Genomic DNA, 20,650 nt, shown 5'->3' on the forward strand with positions numbered 1-20,650 from the left:
TTGTCTCACTTAACCATTGAGGTTTGGGCAACCGGCTGGCTACGACTCAGCAGATAATAAACCGGCGAGACGATGGCTAAACCAACAATCCAGGAGATGTCGGCTCCGCCTAACATATTCGCCGCCGGACCGGTATAAATGGCGGTCGACATAAACGGAATCTCCACCACAATTCCCAGCAGATAACAGAAAATGGCTTTGGTATTGAAGTAACCATAAATACCGCCGTCACGACGGAAAAATGACGCCACATCATAATTACCGTGCGCAACCAGGTAATAATCCACCAGGTTGATGGCAGTCCAGGGAACTAATACATACAACAGCATCAGAATGAAGTTGGTGTAATTCACCAGGAAGTTTTCCTGACCGTACACGGCAATCGCCACTTCGATAAGGATGGTGATAATCGAGACAACAATACGCGCACCGGAAAGGGGTGACCATTTCGGCAGGAATGTTTGCCCCAGCGTCAGGGTACAGAGCACGCCACAATAAAGATTCATGGCATTGGTCGCCGCGATACCGATGGCAAAAACAATAATGACGGTTGAGGAGAGCCCGCCGGTCATATTCACAATCCCGGCAATTAAATCGCCATCCACAATACAAACCGACACCAGAATGCCGAGAATCATCGGAAACAGTGAACCAAGCACGCAACCGAGATAACTGCACCAGAAAACACTTTTTTCGCTGATATCTTTCGGCATGTAGCGCGAATAATCGGACACATAAGGGGCATAGGCCAATTGCCATAAAGCTGCAATTGAGATGGCACCGAGGAAGCCACTCAGGTTAAAGCCATTGCGAGCGAGAAAATCGCCTGGCAGGCCATGCACAAAAACAATCCAGACAAAGGCGGCGATCAGTACAATCCCCGATACCCAGGACATGATTTTGGTATAGGCATGAATCAGGTTGTAACCAAAGGCACAGGCAATCAGGCTGAGAATGGCCGAAACCAGAATCCCGGTATTGGTTGAAACCGGGGCGTAAATCGCATGCAGCGATTGGCCACCCAGTACCAGGTTAGAGGCGAGAAAGCCGATATACATAATGACCACCAGCGCGACAACCAGCACGGAACCATAAGAACCGAACTGACCACGCGTCTGTACCATTTGCGGCACACCGAGTTGTGGCCCTTGTGCTGAATGCAGTGCCATAAACAAGCCACCGGCAAGGTTACCAATCAATACGGCGAGGGTGGCCCACATAAATGACAGGTGGAAAATGCTGACCGCCAGCGCCCCGGTGATCACCGTGAGTAACATGATGTTGGAACCAAACCAGATAGTAAAAAGATCCCGTGGTTTGCCGTGACGCTCATTTAGGGGAATGGGCTGAATGGTGCTCAACTCAATGGATGCTGCATTCGCATTATCTTTAGGATTGTTTGTCATCATCGTTATCTCAACAATTTTATCCGCAGGTTTTGGCTCCACCCGAAAATCCGGGTCGAAGTAACAGTAAGGTTGACTGGATGTTGCAACAGGAGGCTATTGAGAGAAATGACGAAAAACCGAGGCAAACCCTATAAAAAAAAGAGGCAACGTTGTCCGGCGATGTATTGCACCATAAAGCGTCAAATGGGGCTGGCTGAATAAAAACGATTTTAGCGAAATAAATTAATGATTGTTATCAGATAATTTACCAGAGGGTATTGGCGTGCACCAACAGGGTGTGATGTGTGCCTGTCAATGGTGCATTGAGGCGATTAAAAATATTTGCAAAATAATCCACCGATAAGTTTTTTCCTGCCTGTTATCGACTGGTTAAATATTTTCTATTCAGACACTCACTTTATAATATTTTACCGTCATCATCCGCTCCCCTAGTCTTGGGTCCTTCTTAAGTAGTTAATTCCCGTCACCATGCGGGACGAAGGACATCAAAATGACGCCATTAAAAACTGAGATAGACACGCTTATTATTGGTGCGGGTCAGGCCGGGGTTGCCATGAGCGAGCACCTGACGCGCCTCGATATTCCGCATCTGGTACTGGAGAAAAATCGTATTGCTGAATCCTGGCGCAGCCGCCGCTGGGATTCGCTGGTTGCCAATGGTCCGGCATGGCATGACCGCTTTCCGGGCATGGAGTTTCCCGGTTGCTCGCCAGACAGTTTTGTGGCGAAAGAACAGGTCGCCGATTATTTTGTCAGCTATGCCGCTATGAATCAGTCACCGATTCGCACTGGTGTTGAAGTGCTGAGCGTAGAACGTAATCAGGGGCAGGCCGGTTTCACCGTGACCACTTCTGAAGGCGTGATTAATGCACAACGTGTGGTGGCTGCCACCGGCCCGTTCCAGCGCCCGGTGATCCCGGCGATTGCGCCGCAGCTCAGCCGGGTGCAGCAGTTGCATTCAGCCGATTACAAAAATCCGCAGCAACTACCGGAAGGTGGGGTGTTGGTCATTGGTGCCGGATCGTCCGGGGTGCAGATCGCGGATGAACTGCAACGTGCCGGAAAACCGGTGTGGCTGTCGGTTGGGCCGCACGATCGTCCACCGCGTGCCTATCGTGGCCGCGATTTCTGCTGGTGGCTGGGGGTGTTGGGATTGTGGGACGCCGCAGCCAGCCAGCCGGGTAAAGAGCACGTCACCATCGCAGTCAGCGGGGCGCGCGGTGGTCATACCGTGGATTTCCGCCGTCTGGCGGCGCAGGGTGTTAACCTGGTTGGTCTGACCGAAAGTTTTGACGATGAGACGGTACGTTTCCAGAACGATCTTGCTGTGAACATCCAACGCGGTGATGAAAACTATCTGGCGCTGCTTGACGCCGCTGATGCGTACATCGCCCGTAACGGCCTGGATTTACCGCCAGAACCGGCAGCGCGTGAGTTCCTCGCAGATCCCGCCTGCGTCACGCATCCTCAGTTATCGCTGAATCTTACTGACGCCGGGATCACCAGCATTATCTGGGCCACGGGCTATGTTACCGATTACAGCTGGCTGAAGGTTAATGCCTTCAACGAACAGGGTAAACCGCAGCATCAGCGCGGCGTTTCCAGTGAGCCGGGCGTCTACTTCCTTGGCTTACCCTGGTTGTCGCGCCGGGGATCCACCTTTATCTGGGGCGTCTGGCACGATGCCAAATTTATCGCCGACCAGATTGCTATTCAGCGCCAGTATCAACAATACCGCGCACCTTCAGACTCGCTTTGATATCGACAGGAACCGTTATGCCAACTCATCAACGTATTCGTATGTTTAACACCAAAGAAACCTATCCCAATCAGACGCTGGACAACGACCTGTGTCAGGCGGTGCGCGCGGGTAACACCGTCTACGTGCGCGGTCAGGTCGGCACCGATTTTGAAGGCAACCTGGTGGGGCTGGGCGATCCGCGTGCGCAAACCGAGCAGGCGATGAAAAACCTCAAGCAACTGCTGGAGGAGGCGGGCAGCGATCTCAGCCATATCGTTAAAACCACCACCTACATCATCGACCCGCGTTATCGTGAGCCGGTTTACCAGGAAGTGGGTAAATGGTTGAAAGGAGTGTTCCCGATCTCCACCGGGCTGGTGGTTTCGGCACTGGCACAGCCGCAGTGGCTGATGGAAATTGACGTGATCGCGGTGATCCCGGACGACTGGGAGGCAAAATGACCTTATCGATTGCCGCCCGTTGCACCGAGTCTGGTCAGTTGGGTATCGCCATCAGTTCGTCCAGCATCGCTGTGGGCGCACGCTGCCCGTGGCTGGTGGCTGGCATTGGTGCCGTCTCCAGTCAGAACATCACGCTGCCCGCGCTCGGGCAGCAGATCCTCGCGCATCTGGAAGCGGGCCAGGCACCGGAACAGGCGCTGAAAAGTGCGCTGGCGGAAGACCGCTTTAGCGAATATCGCCAGGTGACGGTGATTGACGCCAGCGGCAAGATCGCGGCTTTCAGCGGCGATAAAACCCTTGGCATTTATAACGTGGCGCAGGGTGACAATTGCGTGGCTGCGGGGAATATGCTGGCGGATAAGGCGGTGATTAACGCCATGATAACCGCATTTGAAGCGGCGACCGGCGAACTCACCAGCCGACTGATTGCGGCATTGCAGGCCGGGATCAACGCCGGGGGCGAAGCCGGGCCGGTGCATTCAGCGGCGGTGAAGGTGGTGGATGATTACACCTGGCCGTTGGTGGATCTGCGCGTTGACTGGGCGGAACAGGACCCGCTGGCGCAACTGAATGCGTTGTGGCTGGCCTATGAGCCGCAGATGCAGGCCTATGTGACGCGCGCGCTCGATCCGCGTGATGCCCCAAGTTACGGCGTACCCGGCGATGAGTAATGCCGTTCGCGAGATCCTGACGGCGTTGCTGGCGTTTGATACCACCAGCCGCGAATCTAACCTGGCCTTAATTAGCTGGATTGAGGACTTTCTCGCCCGGCGCGGTATCGCGTCTCAGCGCATCATGGATGACAGCGGGCGCAAAGCTAATCTGTATGCACGGCTCGGACCGGCGGGTGCGGGCGGGGTGATGCTCTCCGGTCATACCGATGTGGTGCCGGTCGACGGGCAGAACTGGTCCGTGCCACCCTTTGCCCTGACCGAACAACACGAACGTTATTACGGGCGCGGCAGTGCCGATATGAAGGGATTCCTCGCCTGCGTGCTGGCATCGCTGGATGGGTTTCTGGCGCAACCCTTGCGCATGCCGTTGCACCTGGCCTTCTCCTATGACGAGGAGGTCGGATGCCTTGGGGTGCGCAGCATGGTGGATTACCTGCGCGCTTCGGCAGAGAAACCCTTGATGTGTATCATCGGCGAACCGACGGAAATGCGCCCGGTGTATGGACACAAAGGCAAGATTGGGTTGCGTTGTCAGGTGCAGGGCCACGCCTGTCACTCCGCCTATGCGCCATCCGGGGTGAATGCCATCGAGTATGCAGCAAAGCTGATTAATCGTCTGGGTGAAGCGGCGCAGCAGCTCAAACAGCGCCAGGACACGCGTTTTGATCCGCCTTTCAGTACCTTACAAACCGGGGTGATTAAGGGGGGCAGTGCGTTAAATATTGTGCCGCAGGATTGTCAGTTTGATTTTGAGATCCGTTATCTGCCGGATGACGATGTGCAGGGGGTGATTGCCGAGGTTGAACAGTTTGCCCGGCAGGAATTGTTACCGCAGATGCAGGCGGTGGCGTTGGCAAGCGCAATCCGTTTTCTGCCAATCAGCCAGTATCCGGGGTTGCTGACCGATCCCCGGTCGCAATTCGCACAATGGCTGGCGCAGTGGAGCGGCAGCGATGAATTCTCCACGGTGGCGTTTGGCACCGAAGGGGGATTGTTTGATGAAGCAGGGATCGCCACGCTGATCTGTGGGCCAGGCAGTATGGATCAGGGCCACAAGCCGGATGAGTTTATCGCGGTTGAACAGATTGAGCGTTGTATGGCGATGTTGGCTAATTTGTGTCAATGGATGCAATAAGATAAAAATGCGCGATAAATCGCGCTGCTACGAAACCGTGCACCTCTTTGTAGCGGCGCGATTTATCGCGCGAGACAACAAGTCATGAAGATCTCCCTGACTTAGTGTTTACCCCCCGCGCACCGACCCACGCCACACGACATCCGGCTGATACAGGCGGGTGTCGTGCTGTTGTACCTCCAGCGACTCCTCCCGTTCGGCCTGCATCAGCCAGTCCACCGCATCGCGGGCAAATTGTTCCACCGGCTGGGCAAAGGTGGTGAGGTGGTACGAAGACCAGCCCGCCTGCGCAATATTATCGAAGCCGATCAGGCACAAATCCTGTGGTACACGTAAGCCAAAACGATGGCGGGCTTCGTCCATCAATCCACAGGCGACCAGGTCAGTGACACAGAATATGGCGTCCGGGCGCTGAGGGCGCGTCAGTAGGCGATGCGCCAGAATCTGACCGCTTTCATAGGAAGTGGTACCAAAGCGCTCAACCATCACCGGTAACCCGGCAGCCTGCGCTGCGGTAAGAAAATCACTCTCGCGTTTCATCAGGCTGGGTGTCCCGGCCAGTGAGTTAGCAAACGCCAGGCGGCGACACCCGGCGCGGGCAAATGCCATCACCGCCGTTGCAGCAGCGGCCGCCGAATCGAGATTGATGCAGAGGGAGCCGGGCACTGCCTCATCCCGGTTAATCAATATGATGCGCTGACCGTGTTTGTAGCATTGCCGGGTAATGGCGCTGTCGGGCATGCCGGACAAGATGATTGACGCATCGGCGCGGAAATTAATCGCCTGTTGCAGTGCGCCGGAGACGCTGTTGTCGGAACGATCGGTGTTGATCAGCATCGCCACTTTGCCCGCTTCCTGCAAAAACTGCGTTAACCAGCGCACCAGACTGGCGCGGTAGGGCGTGGCAAGTTCTGAGACGACCAGGCAGACAATACCGCTGCGATTACGTACCAGGCCGCGAGCCAGATGATTGACGTGATAACCCAGCTCCTCAGCGGCTTTCATCACCCGAGCGCGGGTGGTGGCTGAAACGCTGGCGCCTGGCGTAAAAGCGCGGGATACCGCAGAGCGGGAGACACCGGCGCGATCCGCCACATCCTGGGCGCTAATCACTGTTTTCTCATTTTGCATCGCTCACCTCCCGCCCTTAACTGGTTGCAAAGCAGTCTGCCCGATTTTGCAAAGGTGTGCAAAATGATTCACGTCATAATTGTTTCAATTTTGTGACATGACCTGTCAATTGCTCAGCAAGGCGATTGACAGGTTATTTTATGTTCTCTACAAATTTGCACACATGTGCAAATAACAAGGTGCCAGTGAAGCACCACCCTGCAAACCAAGGAGAACATCATGCGCTACACCCCTCTGTACGTCGCACTATCCGTCTGTTGCACTGCACTGCCGTTCACCGCCGCTGCGGCGGGTAATCTCAATATGATCTGTTCTGCGGATGTGGTGGTGTGTGAACACATGACGCGCATCTTCAGCCAGTCGCACCCGGATGTTCAGGTCAATATGGTGCGGCTCTCGGCGGGCGAAGCCTATGCCCGCATCCGCAGTGAAGCACGTAATCCGCGCACCGATATCTGGTGGGCGGGAACGGGTGATCCCCATATGCAGGCCGCCGATGAGGGATTGACGCAGGTCTACAAATCACCGCTGCTCGACCAGCAACAGCCCTGGGCGCAGAAGCAGGCAGAAAACTCCGGTTATCGCACTGTGGGTATTTATGCGGGCGCACTTGGCTGGGGTTACAACACCAAATTGCTGGCGGATAAAAAATTGCCCGCTCCGGCCTGCTGGAAAGATTTGCTCAACCCGGCCTTTAAAGGGGAGATCCAGATTGCCAACCCAAACTCCTCCGGCACGGCCTACAACACGCTGGCAACGCTGGTGCAAATCATGGGTGAGGATCAGGCATTCGACTACCTGAAAAAACTCAACGCCAATATCTCGCAATACACCAAATCGGGTTCTGCGCCGGTTAAAGCGGCGGCGCGTGGTGAAACCACGGTCGGCATTGTGTTTATGCACGATGCGGTGGCGATGCAGGTGGATGGCTTCCCAATTAAAACCGTTGCGCCGTGCGAGGGCACCGGCTACGAAATCGGTTCGATGTCGATTGTTAAAGGCGCGCGCAATCTGGCGAACGCCAAAGTCTGGTACGACTGGGCGTTAAGCGCCGAGGCGCAATCGCATATGAAAGAAGCCAAATCCTTCCAGCTGCCGTCCAATCGCAACGCAGAAATCTCTGAATACGCGCCACGTTTTGAAAATATCAAACTGATCGATTACGACTTCAAAACCTACGGCGACTCCGCCAAACGCAAAGCACTGCTCAGCCGCTGGGACAAAGAGATCGGCGCCAGCGCGCAGTAACATCCATGCTGAGATGCGGTGGCTCCGGCCTGCTGTCCGCTTCAGCCTGAATTTTCAGGTCGAGGTGATTTATGAATGCGAACAATCGTCGTTTAGTCGGCGCGTTGCTTGCCGGTGCGCTAGCCCTGACGCTGCTCCCCTGGTACAGCCTCGAAAGCGGTTTCTTTTCCGGCGGCTGGATTCTCTCGCTGTGGAGCGATGCGGCTAATGCCCCGGCGCTCTGGCAGATGGTGGCTTTTCAGCATCCGTGGCTGGCGGTGACAGTGGCGCTTTATCTGCTGTGCGCCGCCTGTGGCTTATTGGCACCCGGTGGCATTCGTAGCCGTTTGTTGCTGTTGTTTAGCGCGCTCGGCGTCCTGTTTCTGATTGTTGAAGGGCACGCCATTGGCTATAGCGGCTGGAGTTGGCTGTGGCTGGAAAACCAGTTTGGTGCGCTACAGCAGGGGCAACCGGCGATGGGGGCCGGAGCGTTGCTGATGCTGACGACCTTTCTGCTGCTGTTCTCTTTCGCGCTGGCCGAGCGGGGGGTCTTGAAGGGGGACGCGTTTGTGGTTGCTTCGCTGGTGCTGCTGACGGCGCTGGTCAGCGTGTTTGTGCTTTATCCGGTGCTGAGTATGTTTGTGGTGTCGGTGCAGGACGTTGACGGCAGCTTCAATCCCAATGGTTTGATCAGCAATATCCAGGATCCCTCCATCTGGAGTTTCGGCTGCCTGACCGGCGGCACCTGTGGCACCGCGTGGCGCACGCTGTGGCTGGCGCTGATGACCGCCAGCGGTGCGACGCTGCTCGGACTGGCTTTTGCGCTGGCCGCGACACGCACGCCATTGCCGATGAAAAAAGCGCTGCGTATGCTGACCATCCTGCCGATCATTACGCCACCGTTTGTTATTGGTCTGGCGCTGATCTTGTTGTTTGGCCGCTCCGGCGTGGTCACGGAACATCTGGCGGCGTTATTTGGCATCGAACCGGGACGCTGGCTGTACGGCCTTACTGGCATCTGGATCGCCCAGGTGCTGTCGTTCACCCCGATCGCTTTTCTGGTGTTGATTGGGGTGGTGGAGGGCGTCAGCCCCTCGCTGGAAGAGGCATCGCAGACGCTACGTGCTGATCGCTGGCGTACCTTCACCCATATTTCGCTCCCGTTGATGGCGCCCGGCCTGGCAAACGCGTTTCTCATCAGTTTTATCGAAAGCATGGCCGACTTCGGCAATCCGATGGTATTGGGCGGTAGCCACGGCGTGTTGTCGACAGAGATCTTCTTCTCGGTGGTCGGGGCGCAGAACGATCCCAGCCGCGCCGCGGTGTTGGCCATGATTTTGCTGTGCTTCACGTTGGCGGCATTTATCCTGCAACGCCTGTGGCTGGGCGGGAAAAATTTCGCCACCGTCACCGGTAAAGGCGATGGCGGCAACCACGGTCAGCTACCGCGTGCGCTGCGCTATGGCGTCTACGGCATGGTGCTGCCGTGGGGCCTGTTCACGCTGGTGATCTACGGCATGATCCTGGTGGGAGGCTTTGTGCAGTCGTGGGGGCTGAACGATACGCTGACGCTGGAACATTACATCCGCGCATTCCGCATCACCTTCACGGACGGCCATCTGTTGTGGAGCGGGGTGGCGTGGAACTCCTTCTGGACCACGCTGGAAATCGCGTTGATTGCCGCCCCCTTGACCGCCATTGTTGGTCTGCTTACCGCCTGGCTGATTGTGCGGCAGAAGTTTGCGGGTCGGCAGACCTTCGAGTTTCTGTTGATGCTCAGTTTCGCCATTCCTGGCACGGTGATTGGCGTCAGCTACGTCATGGCCTACAACCTGCCGCCGCTGGAGATCACCGGTACCGCAATGATCCTGATTGCCTGCTTTGTGTTCCGTAATATGCCGGTTGGGGTGCGCGGCGGTATCGCGGCCATGAGTCAACTGGATAAAAGCCTCGATGAAGCCTCGTTAACGTTGGGGGCCAACAGTTTCCGCACGTTGCGCAAAGTGGTGCTGCCGTTGCTGAAACCGGCGATCAGCGCGGCGCTGGTCTATGCCTTCGTACGTGCCATCACCTCCATCAGCGCGGTGATCTTCCTGGTCTCTGCCCAGTACAACATGGCGACCTCCTACATCGTCGGCTTGGTGGAGAACGGTGAATACGGTGTGGCGATCGCCTATTCAACGGTATTGATCGTGGTGATGTTGCTGGTCATCGGCGTATTTCAGTGGCTGGTGGGTGAACGTCGTCTGCGCCGTGTGGCGCGCCCGGTGGAGGCGGCCACGCCGCCTGCTGCTCCCTCATTAACTCAGGAAGGTGTCGTATGAACACAGGTTCCGTGGTGTTTGAACACGTCTCGAAACGTTTTGCCGGATTTACCGCGCTGCCGGATCTGTCGCTAACCGTGGAACCCGGCACCCTGGTGACGCTGCTCGGTCCTTCCGGTTGCGGTAAAACCACCACCCTGCGCCTGCTGGCGGGGTTGGAACATCCCACTTCCGGGCGGATTCTGATTGGCGGCAAAGATGTCACGCATCTGCCCGCCAACGAACGCGATGTGGCGATGGTTTTTCAATCTTATGCGTTGTTTCCGCATATGACCGCGCTCGACAACATTATGTATGGCCTGCTGTCGTCAGGCATCAACAAGCGCGAGGCGCAGGACCGTGCGCGTAACGGGTTGAAACTGGTCGGGCTGGAACATCAGGGGGCGCGACTGCCGTCGGAGCTGTCGGGTGGTCAGCAGCAGCGTATTGCGGTGGCACGGGCATTGGTACTGGAACCGCAGGTCCTGCTGCTGGATGAACCGTTGTCGAATCTCGATGAACGCCTGCGCCGTCGGGTACGGACCGATATTCGAGATTTGCAGCAGCGCCTGGGTTTTACGGCGGTGTATGTCACTCATGATCAGGAAGAGGCGCTGGCGGTATCCGATAAAATTATTGTCATGAAAGAAGGGGATATTGCCCAGCAGGGCGCGCCGGAAAGTCTCTACCTGACGCCCAATTCGGTGTTTATCGCCGACTTTATGGGCGAGGCGAATATCTTGCCATGCGAAGTAGAGCAGGTGGAGGGCAGCGAGGCGCTGGTGCGTCTCGGCAGTCAGCGCTACCGCGTGCGCCATACTGCCGCCAAAACCGGCAGCGCGCAGCTTTCGGTACGGCCGCAATTTATTACGCTGTGCCAGCAAAACGGTGGCGCGCTGCGTGGAGAAGTCACGCACAGCACCTGGCTGGGCGACCATATCGAATACGAAGTGGCGACCGAATTAGGTTCGTTGTTTATCGTCGATGCGCAGATGGAACAGCAGCACCCGCTGGCGACCCCGGTCGCGATTGATTTTAAACCCCAGGGACTTGCCCTGATTGCCGGATAACAAGGAGCGACAATGAGTAACGTGGAACATAACGCCCTGCTGACGCGGCTGGCGCTGGCAGAAGAGGTGGCGCGCGCGGGTGGTGCAGCAGCGCTACGCTGGTTTGAACAGCGTGACAGCCTGGTGGTGGAAACCAAGCACGATTTACAGGATGTGGTATCGCGCGCTGACCGTGAGGTGGAACAGATGATCGGACAGCGTATGCGCGAAAACTTCCCCGATGACGGTTTTCTCGGTGAGGAGTATGGCTTGCAGGCGGGATCGTCCGGCTATACCTGGGTGGTGGACCCGATTGACGGCACCAGCCCGTTCCTCAACGGTATGCCGAACTGGTGTGTCTCGGTGGCGGTGCTGCACGAGGGTGTGCCAGTGATTGGTGTGATTTTTGCCCCGACCTATCAGGAGTGCTATGTCGCCGCGCTGGGCCACGGGGCAACACTTAACGGTAAGCGTTTGCAGGTTGACCCGTCCCGTACGCTACAAAACCATGTCACCGGTTTTGGTGCCAACAGCTATGTCAGCCCGGAAAAGGTCGGTGAAATCCTTGCCGCGTTGCTGGCAGCCGGCGGTAACTTTATCCGCATTGGATCGGGGGCATTAATGCTGGCGTGGGTAGCGGCCGGCCGGGTGGTGGGTTACTACGAACCCTATATGCATGCCTGGGATTGCCTCGCCGGATATTGCCTGGTGAAGGAAGCGGGCGGCTGGTATCACCCATTCGACACAACGGGTGAACGGTTATTGAAAGGGGCACAGGTGCTGGCGGTGGCACCTGGCGCGGAAGCAGATTTAAAACGCATTGCCGGATTGTAATCTTTATGTCGCGGCGCGATTTTTCGCGCTGCATTTCTTTCTGCTATCAAAAAGTTGTGAAAGTATCCTGATTTATTTCTTAGAGTTATTAATTTCCCTGGCCCACAGGCGGTATTTAATCAGATGATATAAACACTAAGGTTGAATTCGCAAAGGGAGAGTTATGATGTCGGACCTGTCTGTTTCCGCAGCTTCACATTCAACATGTTCATCAGATAATAATCACGGGGCATCACCCGTCAGAGTTACCGTTCGGAATGTTTATGATATAAATCCGAACTCTTTAAATCCTCCCTCTGATGTCAATTATAAGCGAGTGTCAGTAGAGGATTTTAAGGTATTCTCCAAAGAATATATGGGAAGTGTTGATAATAATATCAAAAAAAATTTTGTAAATTTGGTCATTTCTTCTGTTGAGAATCAATATTTCATTTTGCAAAAGGATGATGCATTTTATTTTAATGGCCATCTGTTTACGAACTTAACTTTCCGCCTTCTAAATCATAAGGGTATGCATCTGAGATGCTGTACTCTTGTGTGCAATGGAAGGCCGTTGCATTGGAATCATGTTATCATTTCCAATGCCAATTTTGAAAATCTGAGAATATATGGCCTGGGAAATGGTAAGTCTTCGGAATTTATGGGGTTTACATTATGTGATGTGAATTTGCGTGGGGCTGAGATTAATGATGTTCATTTTCTCGCGGGAGATGATAATTATCTGCGTGGATTGATTTTTTGTAACACCAAATTGAATAACGTTGCATTTCTGGGGCATGCAAGTGTTCGATATGATATTAGCGCAACTGATTTCTCTGAAGCTGTATTACACATTCCACAGCTCGCCTATGTTTGCTTCAGCTCCAATGTGAACATTTCTCAAAGCAAATGGCTGGGATTGAAAATAACAGGGCCTGTTGATGGTGCTGGGATAATTTGTGAAAACTATCAAGAGGATGATATCACCTGGCACCCTGATATGTTCCAAAAGATTGAAAGTTTAAGATGCTCGGTGTGCCCTGAGAAAGGGGCGTTTTTTATCCTTATGATGAGGAGCATGAAAGAAAAAAACAGCCGCATTGTAGTGGATGCTGTCAATCAAATGGTAAGGCATATCAAGCAATCTACACCGGCGTTAACGGCCTGCTTGCGGGATAAGTCGATACGGCGTGCATTAATTGCAGAGCTGCGCGATCCTCTCTATTCAGCTTGTACGGCAATACAACTTTTCAGAGAAAATCTGTTATTTCAGCACTACCAATATGAGTTATTACGCCCCGATGATGCTGAGAAGAATGATCTCAGCATGTTGCTGGAGACATTGCCCGTTGAGAGAGTTATGCGCCTTCAAGTGGTGATCAATCAGCTGGCTGCCAGCAAGGAGATCTTATTCGGCTCTATGATGAAAAGTGCACGGTTTGCCGAACTTATAGCGTATGCAGAACAGCACTTATCTGAATGCCCTTATCTGTTTATCAACGAAGAAAAGAGCGAAATTGTCTGTCTTTCGGAAAAGGATTTTGGTCGTTTACTTGAGGCAGAAGCTGCCCCGAAACACCCCCAGCTAATCCGCTATCATAAACAAACCGGAGAGATTGAGAAGGTCATCACATCCGCAGAGGCAGTGGCTGATATTCGCCATAAAAACCCTTTGCTCAATACGCTGTGGCGTCATGCTGAATACGCTCCCCGGCCAATGATTAGCTTACTCTTCAGCTATCGTGATACATTGTCAACGACGGAAGTAAACGATGTGAATGATATTGTCGAGCATATTCATTCTTTGCTGCTTCACCGCAGTGTGAAAAAAGATACCCTGTTTCGCCACAGAAAATTATTGCCAAAGCTGTTATCACCTTTTTGCGGTTCTTCTTATCGGGAAAATTGCCAGAAATTGATTGATCAGGTATGCAAGCAGTTTTCCAACCATCCTGTTTACTCATCTTATACGACAGAACAACAGCAATCAGTTGCAGTCATTGCATTAATAAAGCTATTCGTTGAACTGTCAACTCAGCAATATTTAGGGACAAGCATGGATCTGGCAAAATGGTTGGTGGAGCCGATAAAGAAAATGTTTATGTATGCTTGCGAAAGCTTCTCTCCATTGTTTAGCAAATATGAAAGAGAACGGTGGGAAAAAGCGTTAATAACGAAGGGGTTAGAGACGGAACGCGATGCGCAAACATTCTTATCAACAATAAAGAACTATAAATTTCCATTTTTGGCGGAGCAGGAAACCCAAAACATACTCAATGAGTTATATCCCCTGGTTGCATTTGGTGACGACTGATGCTGTTATACCACGCGTTATCCGCAACCGGATGGTTCTTGTGCCGTTATTTGCTTCTGAATGGTTTGCCCGCAACGGGATAGAGTGTTCGCGTGTCACTGCCAGCGACAGCGCTTTTCCACGCCATTTGCACGATGAATATGTGGTTTGCGCCAATCTGAGTGGCCGTGAGGCGATCTGGCTGGATGGTAAGTCATACGAGGCGCAGGCCGGGCAAGTGACGGTGTACAATCCGACCTCTGTTCAGGCGTCACAGTTCAGCGTGGAACCGGTCAGTTTTATCAGCGTGCATCTGCCTCAGTCGGTCCTGGCCGGGACACCCGCCCTACGCGAAGGAGCGTTCCATCACTCGCCGCTGTTCGCGGCCATCTGCGATTATGCTGACGCAACGCGTCAGCACGATGAAGGGTTGCAGGAACAACAACTGATGTGGTTGTGTGGCGAATTGTTGGATGATTCCGCCAGTCGCCATCAGGGGGATGCTCAGCTGATGGTACAGGTAAAAGAGTATCTGCGTGCCAACCTGAGCAGCAAACCGCAACTGGCAACGCTGGCACAGCAGGTGGGGCTGAGCAAATACCATCTGGTCCGGCGTTTCACCCAACTGACCGGCATGCCGCCGCTGCAATATCATATGCAGCTGCGGTTGCATCATGCGCGCGAGCTATTGCGGCGGGGTGTGCATGCACAGGATGCCGCGCTGCAACTCGGCTTTTATGACCAAAGCCATTTTATCAATGCTTTCCGCAAAGTGATGGGCACCACGCCGCATCATTATGCGCATCAGCTAAGAATAAATTCGCGATAGCCCGAACCGATTACGTAAACTGCGAAGTAACAAAAGATCAGCGCTGAGGCGAGATAAGAATATTTCAGCAGGCGCTGCCCCAGCAGTTTCCCGCCCATGCTGCCTACCAGACACAATACGCATGTCCAGAACACCCCGGCGATAAAGAAGCCGCTCAGGAACCATGATGTCGATCCGGCATTACCATGTCCCATGCGTGAAATCAGCGCGCCGCCGACGCTGGCAAACCACAAAATGGCGGTGGGCGATGACATCGCCAGCATGACTCCACGGCTGAACTCACGCAGCAGCGAACGTTGCGGCTGCTGTTCTGACATATTGATGGCGGTGACGGAACGATACGCGGCCAGCAGCATTTTCACCGCAAACCAGATCAACAACGCGCCGCCGCCAATCCATAACACCCAGCGCACGGCGGCAAATTGCAGCACCACCGCCATCCCTGCCAACGCCAGCAGCGCGTAGATTAAATCACCAATGCAGGTGCCAATTCCCAGCCAGAAACCGTGGAAATAACCGCGCTGCATCGCCAGGGTGATCATGGCGATATTCGCCAGCCCGATGTCGAGGCACAACGATAAACTCAACAGAAAACCATTTGAAAACTGCAACATAAGTAAACACGCATCCCGCGTTGGTAAGAGTGGCGCTATTAAACCATGTTGCGGCGGGCGGGTATTGGAAAGAATTGCGCGATAAATCGCGCCGCTACGAATGAGTGCAATCTTGTGGTGCTGAATGCTGCTAAAAAGTGCACCGCAGGTCTGACTGGTTGTGTTAAAGCGCGAATATTCTGAGCCTGGCTGGAAAATTAAATCTGGCCCGCTTATTGCTTGCTAAATCTTATTGCCCCAGCGTTGTGGCAATCACTTCTTTTTATGCAGACAGCGTTGTCTGCCAGCTGCTGGTTTCACCCTGTCCGGATCTCACCGGAAATCCATTCTTTCTAACTCATCACTTCTTTAAGAGGGTGCTATGGCTATTAGTCGTCGTTCATTTCTTCAGGGATCTGCATTATCGGCATTAGGTCTGGCTGCGGGCGTTGCGCCGAAAATGAGTTTTGCGGCAGACAATAAAGACGCGATTAAAGTGGCGACCATTCTTGACCTGTCGGGTGGCCTGGATATTTACGGTAAACCGATGTCGAACGCCATCAATCTGGCGGCGGATGATATCAATGCCGCAGGCGGCTTGCTGGGCCGCCCGCTTCAGATGATCAACTACGATGCGCAATCCAATATGCAGCTTTACGCGCAGTATGCGCAGCAGGCGGCGTTGAAAGATAAGGTTGCGGTGGTGCAGGGCGGCATTACCTCCGCCTCGCGTGAGGTTATCCGTCCGGTGCTGGACCGTTTCCGTTCACTCTACTTTTATCCGGCACAGTACGAAGGCGGCGTGTGTGACCGCAACTACTTCTCCTCTGGCTCCACGCCGGCGCAGACCGTGGAAAAGCTGGTGCCTTACGCCATGAAAAAGTGGGGCAAGAAAATCTACGTCGTGGCGGCGGATTACAACTACGGTCAAATCGTCTCCGCGTGGGTGAAAAAGTCGGTACATGACAACGGCGGTGAAGTGGTAACGGTGGAGTTCTTCCCACTTGATGTGACCGATTTTGGTGCCGCTATCTCGAAAATCCAGAGCGCAAAACCCGATATCGTCTGGTCGGCGCTGGTGGGCGGCGCGCATATCTCCTTCTATCGCCAGTGGCACGCGGCGGGCATGAGCGGCAAGATTCCGATTGCCTCGACGGTGTTTGGTGGTGGTAACGAACATATCATCCTCTCGCCGGAGGAAAGCAACGGCATTCTGGTGGCCGCAAACTATATGCAGGAAATCCCGACGCCAGAAAACCAGGCCTTTGTGCAGAAATTCCACGCCAAATATGGCACCAGCACGCCGTATATCAGCGATCTGGCGATGGGTGCCTATCAGGGCATGTTGATTTGGGCGGAAGGGGTGCGCAAAGCCGGTTCGGTGGACCGCATGAAGGTGATTGAAGCGCTGGAATCCGGCATCACCGTGGCGTCGCCGAGCGGCAAAGTCACGGTCGATCCTGCCACCCATCACTGCACGCTGGATGTGCATATCGCCGAAGTGGAAAACCATCAGATGAAGATTCTGGAAACCTTCACCGATCAGGCACCGAGTGATACCGCGATGGTGTGCGATCTGAAGAAAAATCCACGCGACACCAAACAGTATCAAATCGAGCTGTAACAGGAGCCACTATGGATCTGTTGATTATCTATGGCATTGAGGTGCTCAATGCCATCGCGGTGCTGATTATCATGAGCCTCGGCCTGGCGGTGGTGTTTGGCATGATGAAGATCGTCAATATGGCGCATGGCGAATTTATGATGCTCGGCGGCTACAGCGCGATTCTCGCCACCAACCATCTCGGTGTCCCCATCTGGATCGCCATGCTGGTGATTGCTCCGCTGGTGGTGGGGGTGTTTGGCATCGTGATTGAACGCGTGATTATCCGCCATCTCTATGGCCGGATGATTGACACCATGCTGGCGACCTGGGGACTGAGTCTGGCGCTGATCGGGGCGGCAACTATGGTGTTTGGCAACACCACGCTGGGTATCAGTTCGCCGCTGCCGAGCGTCACGGTTGGCAGCTACAGTACCAGCGGCTATTCGCTGTTTACCATCCTGTTTGCGCTGTGTCTGGTGGGGGCGTTGTGGTTGCTGTTGCGCTACACCACCCTCGGGTTGTGCGCGCGTGCCACCATGCAGAATGCGCGCATGGCGGCGGCACTCGGCACCAATCCTGGCAAAATCTATAGCCTGACGTTCGGACTGGGGGCGGCGCTTTCGGGCCTCGGCGGGGCATTGCTGGCCCCCATTACCGGGGTCATCCCGACCATTGGCATCAGTTTTATCGCCAAGGCATTTATTACGGTGATTGGCGGCGGTAGTGCGATCATCGCCGGAACCCTCTCTTCTTCCACCCTGTTTGGCACCATCTCGCAACTGGCGACCTACGCCTGGACGCCGGTATTTGGCGCGGTGGCGTTGCTGTTAAGCGCCATTGTGTTGTTGCGACTGTTGCCGCAGGGCATCACCGGACGCTTTTTCAGGAGGTCGCTGTGATGAAACTGTTTTCCGAACGCGTACAAATCATTGTGGTGGCGCTGGTGGTGATGCTGGGGGCGTTGTGGCTCTCCGGCACGCTGGAGTTGTATACGCTGCTGTCGGTCACGGTGTTTCTGGTGATGGGGTTGCTGTCGCTGAGTCTGGCGTTTATCTGGGGTTACGGCGGCATTTTGTGTTTTGGCCAGGCGGCGTTTTTCGGCCTCGGAGCCTATACCTACGCCATCTGCGCCATCAACTGGGGTGATTCCACCTGGGCGGTGGTGTTGGCGGTGCTGCTGCCGACCTTGTTCTCGCTGCTGCTCGGTTATGTGATCTTTTACGGCGGTGTCAGCGATGTCTATCTCGGTGCCATCACCCTGGCGGTGAGCCTGGTGCTGTTTAACTGGGTCAACTCGACGGCGGGCAGTGAATACCATATCGGCCAGGCGCTGTTGGGCGGCTTCAACGGTATTCCGTCGGTGCCAACGCTGAATATGCCGTTCCAGCCCGATGCGATCTTATCGCCAGAGGCGATCTTTATGGTGACGGCAGGGTGTCTGGCGCTGTGCTACGTGCTGCTGAAATTCACCTTACTCAGCCGTTTTGGCAAAACCGTGGTCGCGATTCGTGAAAATGAACAGCGTGCCGGTTTGCTGGGCTATAACGTCCCGGCGCATAAGCTGGCGACCTTCGCCATCGGCGCGGCGATTGCCGGACTTGCGGGTTGTTTGTACGTCAACTGGGGCGCGTTTGTCAGCCCTGGCGTGTTCAGCATCAGCCAGTCGGCGCAGATCATTATCTGGGTGATCGTTGGCGGGCGCGGCACGCTGATTGGCCCGGTGATCAGCTGCATTTTGTTGCAATGGATGGTCACCCGCCTCGGCGCGCAGCAGACGGTGGACGTCAATCTGGTGTTGGGGGTGATTCTGGCGGTCTTCGTGTTGTTAATCCCCGGCGGTATCCTGCCAACGCTGCAACGTTTGTGGCGGCGTAAACGTCAGCCGACGGTGCAGGCAGCCACGCCACAGGTGAGCGAGGTGAAACAATGAGCGCGGCAGTCCTGTTACAAACCAAAAAAATGGGGGTCAGCTTTGGCGGCGTTCATGCGGTGAAAGAGGTCGATTTCACCCTGCACGAGGGCGAGTTGCGCTGCCTGATCGGCCCGAACGGTGCGGGAAAAAGTACCTTCTTTAAGATGTTGAGTGGTCAGGTGACGCCCAGTCGTGGCGAATGCCGCTATCGTGACCGGGTGATTTCCGGGTTGCGGCCGTGGGAGATTGCCCGTCTTGGTATCGGTATCAAGACTCAGGTTCCCAGCGTGTTTGAAGGCTTAAGCGTGCGCGAAAATCTGTGGCAGGCGGCAGCGAATAAAATGGCGAAATCCGCCGTGCCCGCTGCCATTGCACAGGTGTTGCAGGATATTGGCCTGCTGCATCTTGCTGACGCCACTTTGTCCGAGCTGGCGCACGGTCAGCGGCAGTGGGTGGAGCTGGGCATGATCCTGATTTCGCGCCCACAACTGGTGCTGCTGGATGAGCCTGCCGCCGGGATGACACATCACGAAGTCCGCAAAACCGCTGAACTGATCAAAGCTATCAACCAGCAAAGCACCGTGGTGGTGGTGGAACACGATATGGAGTTCATCAGCATGATTGCGCAGCAGGTGACGGTGTTTAATCAGGGGGCGGTACTGGCGGAGGGCAGCTTTCGCGACGTGACCAGCAACCCACTGGTCAAAGAGGCCTATCTCGGCAACGTGGAGATTAAACATGCTTGAAATCAAAGAGATGGTTTCTGGGTATAACAAAATTCCAGTGTTACATCTGTCCGAACTCTTTGTCGGGGCAAAATCCTTTACCGGCGTGCTGGGACGTAACGGCATGGGTAAAACCACACTGCTGCGTACCATTATGGGTGAACTGCCCGCCTGGCAGGGCCGCATTGCGCTTAACGGCATCGATATCACCGCGTATCAGGCACATCAGCGGGCAGCGGCAGGCATCGGTTTTGTGCCACAGGGGCGGCAAATCTTCCCGTTGCTGACGGTAGAGGAAAATCTGCGCATGGGCTGCGTGAAGCACTTTTCCCGGGCCGGGCAGATTATCGAACAGATGCTGGAGATCTTCCCGCGTCTGAAACGCCTGCTGGCGCAGCCGGGGGGATCTTTGTCCGGTGGTGAACAGCAATTGCTGGCGCTGGCCCGCTGTTTATGTGGTCAGCCGCAACTGGTGCTGCTGGATGAACCCACTGAGGGGATCCAGCCGAATATCTGTGAGGAGATTATTGAGACGTTGCAACGACTCAGGCATGAGATGGATATCTCCATCATCCTGGTGGAACAGGATATTGAGTTTCTCTATGCGCTGTCGGACCAGATCCATGTGATTGAAAAGGGGGAAATTATTCAACATATCGATCCGCTAACCACCTCCAGTGCCAGCATTGCCGAACAGTTTTTGGGTTTTCATGCCTGATGGTCGTCCTTTAACGTAGCGGCGCGATTTA

At 54.7% G+C, this 20,650-nt stretch carries 18 protein-coding genes; 15 read left to right on the top strand and 3 right to left on the bottom strand.

The window, feature by feature from the left end:
- Positions 1–5: 5 nt before the first annotated feature.
- Positions 6–1,409, bottom strand: coding sequence for a purine-cytosine permease family protein (locus CTZ24_RS21235; RefSeq protein ID WP_208726354.1), 1,404 nt, complete (start codon positions 1,407–1,409; stop codon positions 6–8).
- Between the two features lie 490 nt (positions 1,410–1,899).
- On the opposite strand from CTZ24_RS21235, the gene CTZ24_RS21240 reads away from it, so the two are divergent.
- Genes CTZ24_RS21240 through argE form a run of 4 tightly spaced genes read left to right on the top strand, consistent with a single transcriptional unit; the run spans position 1,900 to position 5,420 of the window.
- Positions 1,900–3,168 carry a flavin-containing monooxygenase gene (locus CTZ24_RS21240; protein ID WP_208726356.1) on the top strand — a complete coding sequence of 423 codons (1,269 nt, stop codon included), beginning with the start codon at positions 1,900–1,902 and terminating at the stop codon, positions 3,166–3,168.
- Between the two features lie 17 nt (positions 3,169–3,185).
- Positions 3,186–3,611, top strand: coding sequence for a RidA family protein (locus tag CTZ24_RS21245; RefSeq protein WP_013511436.1), 426 nt, complete (start codon positions 3,186–3,188; stop codon positions 3,609–3,611).
- Complete coding sequence (locus tag CTZ24_RS21250; protein WP_208726357.1) at positions 3,608–4,282, top strand: DUF1028 domain-containing protein; 675 nt, start codon at positions 3,608–3,610, stop codon at positions 4,280–4,282. The genes CTZ24_RS21245 and CTZ24_RS21250 overlap by 4 nt, the downstream gene beginning before the upstream one ends.
- Positions 4,275–5,420, top strand: coding sequence for an acetylornithine deacetylase (gene argE / locus CTZ24_RS21255; RefSeq protein WP_208726359.1), 1,146 nt, complete (start codon positions 4,275–4,277; stop codon positions 5,418–5,420). Before CTZ24_RS21250 ends, argE begins: the two co-directional genes overlap by 8 nt.
- A gap of 108 nt (positions 5,421–5,528) precedes the next feature.
- Here argE and CTZ24_RS21260 read toward each other — a convergent pair whose 3' ends face one another.
- Complete coding sequence (locus tag CTZ24_RS21260; RefSeq protein ID WP_208726361.1) at positions 5,529–6,551, bottom strand: LacI family DNA-binding transcriptional regulator; 1,023 nt, start codon at positions 6,549–6,551, stop codon at positions 5,529–5,531.
- 219 nt (positions 6,552–6,770) lie between these two features.
- Between CTZ24_RS21260 and CTZ24_RS21265 the strand changes: the two genes are divergently transcribed.
- The 6 genes from CTZ24_RS21265 (at position 6,771) to CTZ24_RS21290 (ending at position 15,065) form a co-directional block, all read left to right on the top strand.
- Positions 6,771–7,799: an ABC transporter substrate-binding protein gene (locus tag CTZ24_RS21265; RefSeq protein ID WP_208726363.1), complete on the top strand. Its 1,029-nt coding sequence runs from the start codon at positions 6,771–6,773 to the stop codon at positions 7,797–7,799.
- Between the two features lie 71 nt (positions 7,800–7,870).
- Entirely contained in the window at positions 7,871–10,102 is a 2,232-nt protein-coding gene (locus CTZ24_RS21270; RefSeq protein WP_208726365.1) for an ABC transporter permease, read from the top strand.
- A complete protein-coding gene (locus CTZ24_RS21275; RefSeq protein WP_208726367.1) occupies positions 10,099–11,151 on the top strand; it encodes an ABC transporter ATP-binding protein in 1,053 nt (350 codons plus the stop codon). The genes CTZ24_RS21270 and CTZ24_RS21275 overlap by 4 nt, the downstream gene beginning before the upstream one ends.
- Positions 11,152–11,163: 12 nt before the next feature.
- Positions 11,164–11,964 carry an inositol monophosphatase family protein gene (locus CTZ24_RS21280; protein ID WP_208726369.1) on the top strand — a complete coding sequence of 267 codons (801 nt, stop codon included), beginning with the start codon at positions 11,164–11,166 and terminating at the stop codon, positions 11,962–11,964.
- A 163-nt stretch (positions 11,965–12,127) separates the two neighbouring features.
- Positions 12,128–14,257: a pentapeptide repeat-containing protein gene (locus CTZ24_RS21285; RefSeq protein ID WP_208726371.1), complete on the top strand. Its 2,130-nt coding sequence runs from the start codon at positions 12,128–12,130 to the stop codon at positions 14,255–14,257.
- Positions 14,258–14,288: 31 nt separating this feature from the next.
- Complete coding sequence (locus CTZ24_RS21290) at positions 14,289–15,065, top strand: helix-turn-helix transcriptional regulator (RefSeq protein WP_437180286.1); 777 nt, start codon at positions 14,289–14,291, stop codon at positions 15,063–15,065.
- Here the strand turns inward: CTZ24_RS21290 and CTZ24_RS21295 are convergent.
- The gene (locus CTZ24_RS21295) at positions 15,041–15,679 is read right to left on the bottom strand and encodes a LysE family translocator (RefSeq protein ID WP_208726381.1); all 639 of its coding nucleotides are present in this window, start codon (positions 15,677–15,679) and stop codon (positions 15,041–15,043) included. The genes CTZ24_RS21290 and CTZ24_RS21295 overlap by 25 nt on opposite strands.
- A gap of 361 nt (positions 15,680–16,040) precedes the next feature.
- On the opposite strand from CTZ24_RS21295, the gene CTZ24_RS21300 reads away from it, so the two are divergent.
- Genes CTZ24_RS21300 through CTZ24_RS21320 form a run of 5 tightly spaced genes read left to right on the top strand, consistent with a single transcriptional unit; the run spans position 16,041 to position 20,619 of the window.
- On the top strand, positions 16,041–17,282 hold the full coding sequence (locus CTZ24_RS21300) for an urea ABC transporter substrate-binding protein (RefSeq protein WP_208726383.1): 1,242 nt from the start codon (positions 16,041–16,043) through the stop codon (positions 17,280–17,282).
- Positions 17,283–17,293: 11 nt separating this feature from the next.
- A complete protein-coding gene (locus tag CTZ24_RS21305) occupies positions 17,294–18,163 on the top strand; it encodes a branched-chain amino acid ABC transporter permease (protein ID WP_208726385.1) in 870 nt (289 codons plus the stop codon).
- The gene (locus CTZ24_RS21310; RefSeq protein WP_208726386.1) at positions 18,163–19,194 is read left to right on the top strand and encodes a branched-chain amino acid ABC transporter permease; all 1,032 of its coding nucleotides are present in this window, start codon (positions 18,163–18,165) and stop codon (positions 19,192–19,194) included. The genes CTZ24_RS21305 and CTZ24_RS21310 overlap by 1 nt, the downstream gene beginning before the upstream one ends.
- Complete coding sequence (locus CTZ24_RS21315) at positions 19,191–19,922, top strand: ATP-binding cassette domain-containing protein (protein ID WP_208726388.1); 732 nt, start codon at positions 19,191–19,193, stop codon at positions 19,920–19,922. The genes CTZ24_RS21310 and CTZ24_RS21315 overlap by 4 nt, the downstream gene beginning before the upstream one ends.
- Positions 19,915–20,619 carry an ABC transporter ATP-binding protein gene (locus tag CTZ24_RS21320; protein ID WP_208726390.1) on the top strand — a complete coding sequence of 235 codons (705 nt, stop codon included), beginning with the start codon at positions 19,915–19,917 and terminating at the stop codon, positions 20,617–20,619. The genes CTZ24_RS21315 and CTZ24_RS21320 overlap by 8 nt, the downstream gene beginning before the upstream one ends.
- Positions 20,620–20,650 lie beyond the last annotated feature (31 nt).

Origin of the sequence: Pantoea phytobeneficialis, assembly GCF_009728735.1 — a bacterium.
Lineage (GTDB): Bacteria > Pseudomonadota > Gammaproteobacteria > Enterobacterales > Enterobacteriaceae > Pantoea > Pantoea phytobeneficialis.

What these genes read in the sequence shown, in the direction of transcription:
- CTZ24_RS21235 (WP_208726354.1), bottom strand. Translation starts at nt 1,409, where the DNA reads ATGATGACAAACAATCCTAAAGATAATGCGAATGCAGCATCCATTGAG.
- CTZ24_RS21240 (WP_208726356.1), top strand. Translation starts at nt 1,900, where the DNA reads ATGACGCCATTAAAAACTGAGATAGACACGCTTATTATTGGTGCGGGT.
- CTZ24_RS21245 (WP_013511436.1), top strand. Translation starts at nt 3,186, where the DNA reads ATGCCAACTCATCAACGTATTCGTATGTTTAACACCAAAGAAACCTAT.
- CTZ24_RS21250 (WP_208726357.1), top strand. Translation starts at nt 3,608, where the DNA reads ATGACCTTATCGATTGCCGCCCGTTGCACCGAGTCTGGTCAGTTGGGT.
- argE (WP_208726359.1), top strand. Translation starts at nt 4,275, where the DNA reads ATGAGTAATGCCGTTCGCGAGATCCTGACGGCGTTGCTGGCGTTTGAT.
- CTZ24_RS21260 (WP_208726361.1), bottom strand. Translation starts at nt 6,551, where the DNA reads ATGCAAAATGAGAAAACAGTGATTAGCGCCCAGGATGTGGCGGATCGC.
- CTZ24_RS21265 (WP_208726363.1), top strand. Translation starts at nt 6,771, where the DNA reads ATGCGCTACACCCCTCTGTACGTCGCACTATCCGTCTGTTGCACTGCA.
- CTZ24_RS21270 (WP_208726365.1), top strand. Translation starts at nt 7,871, where the DNA reads ATGAATGCGAACAATCGTCGTTTAGTCGGCGCGTTGCTTGCCGGTGCG.
- CTZ24_RS21275 (WP_208726367.1), top strand. Translation starts at nt 10,099, where the DNA reads ATGAACACAGGTTCCGTGGTGTTTGAACACGTCTCGAAACGTTTTGCC.
- CTZ24_RS21280 (WP_208726369.1), top strand. Translation starts at nt 11,164, where the DNA reads ATGAGTAACGTGGAACATAACGCCCTGCTGACGCGGCTGGCGCTGGCA.
- CTZ24_RS21285 (WP_208726371.1), top strand. Translation starts at nt 12,128, where the DNA reads ATGATGTCGGACCTGTCTGTTTCCGCAGCTTCACATTCAACATGTTCA.
- CTZ24_RS21290 (WP_437180286.1), top strand. Translation starts at nt 14,289, where the DNA reads ATGGTTCTTGTGCCGTTATTTGCTTCTGAATGGTTTGCCCGCAACGGG.
- CTZ24_RS21295 (WP_208726381.1), bottom strand. Translation starts at nt 15,679, where the DNA reads ATGTTGCAGTTTTCAAATGGTTTTCTGTTGAGTTTATCGTTGTGCCTC.
- CTZ24_RS21300 (WP_208726383.1), top strand. Translation starts at nt 16,041, where the DNA reads ATGGCTATTAGTCGTCGTTCATTTCTTCAGGGATCTGCATTATCGGCA.
- CTZ24_RS21305 (WP_208726385.1), top strand. Translation starts at nt 17,294, where the DNA reads ATGGATCTGTTGATTATCTATGGCATTGAGGTGCTCAATGCCATCGCG.
- CTZ24_RS21310 (WP_208726386.1), top strand. Translation starts at nt 18,163, where the DNA reads ATGAAACTGTTTTCCGAACGCGTACAAATCATTGTGGTGGCGCTGGTG.
- CTZ24_RS21315 (WP_208726388.1), top strand. Translation starts at nt 19,191, where the DNA reads ATGAGCGCGGCAGTCCTGTTACAAACCAAAAAAATGGGGGTCAGCTTT.
- CTZ24_RS21320 (WP_208726390.1), top strand. Translation starts at nt 19,915, where the DNA reads ATGCTTGAAATCAAAGAGATGGTTTCTGGGTATAACAAAATTCCAGTG.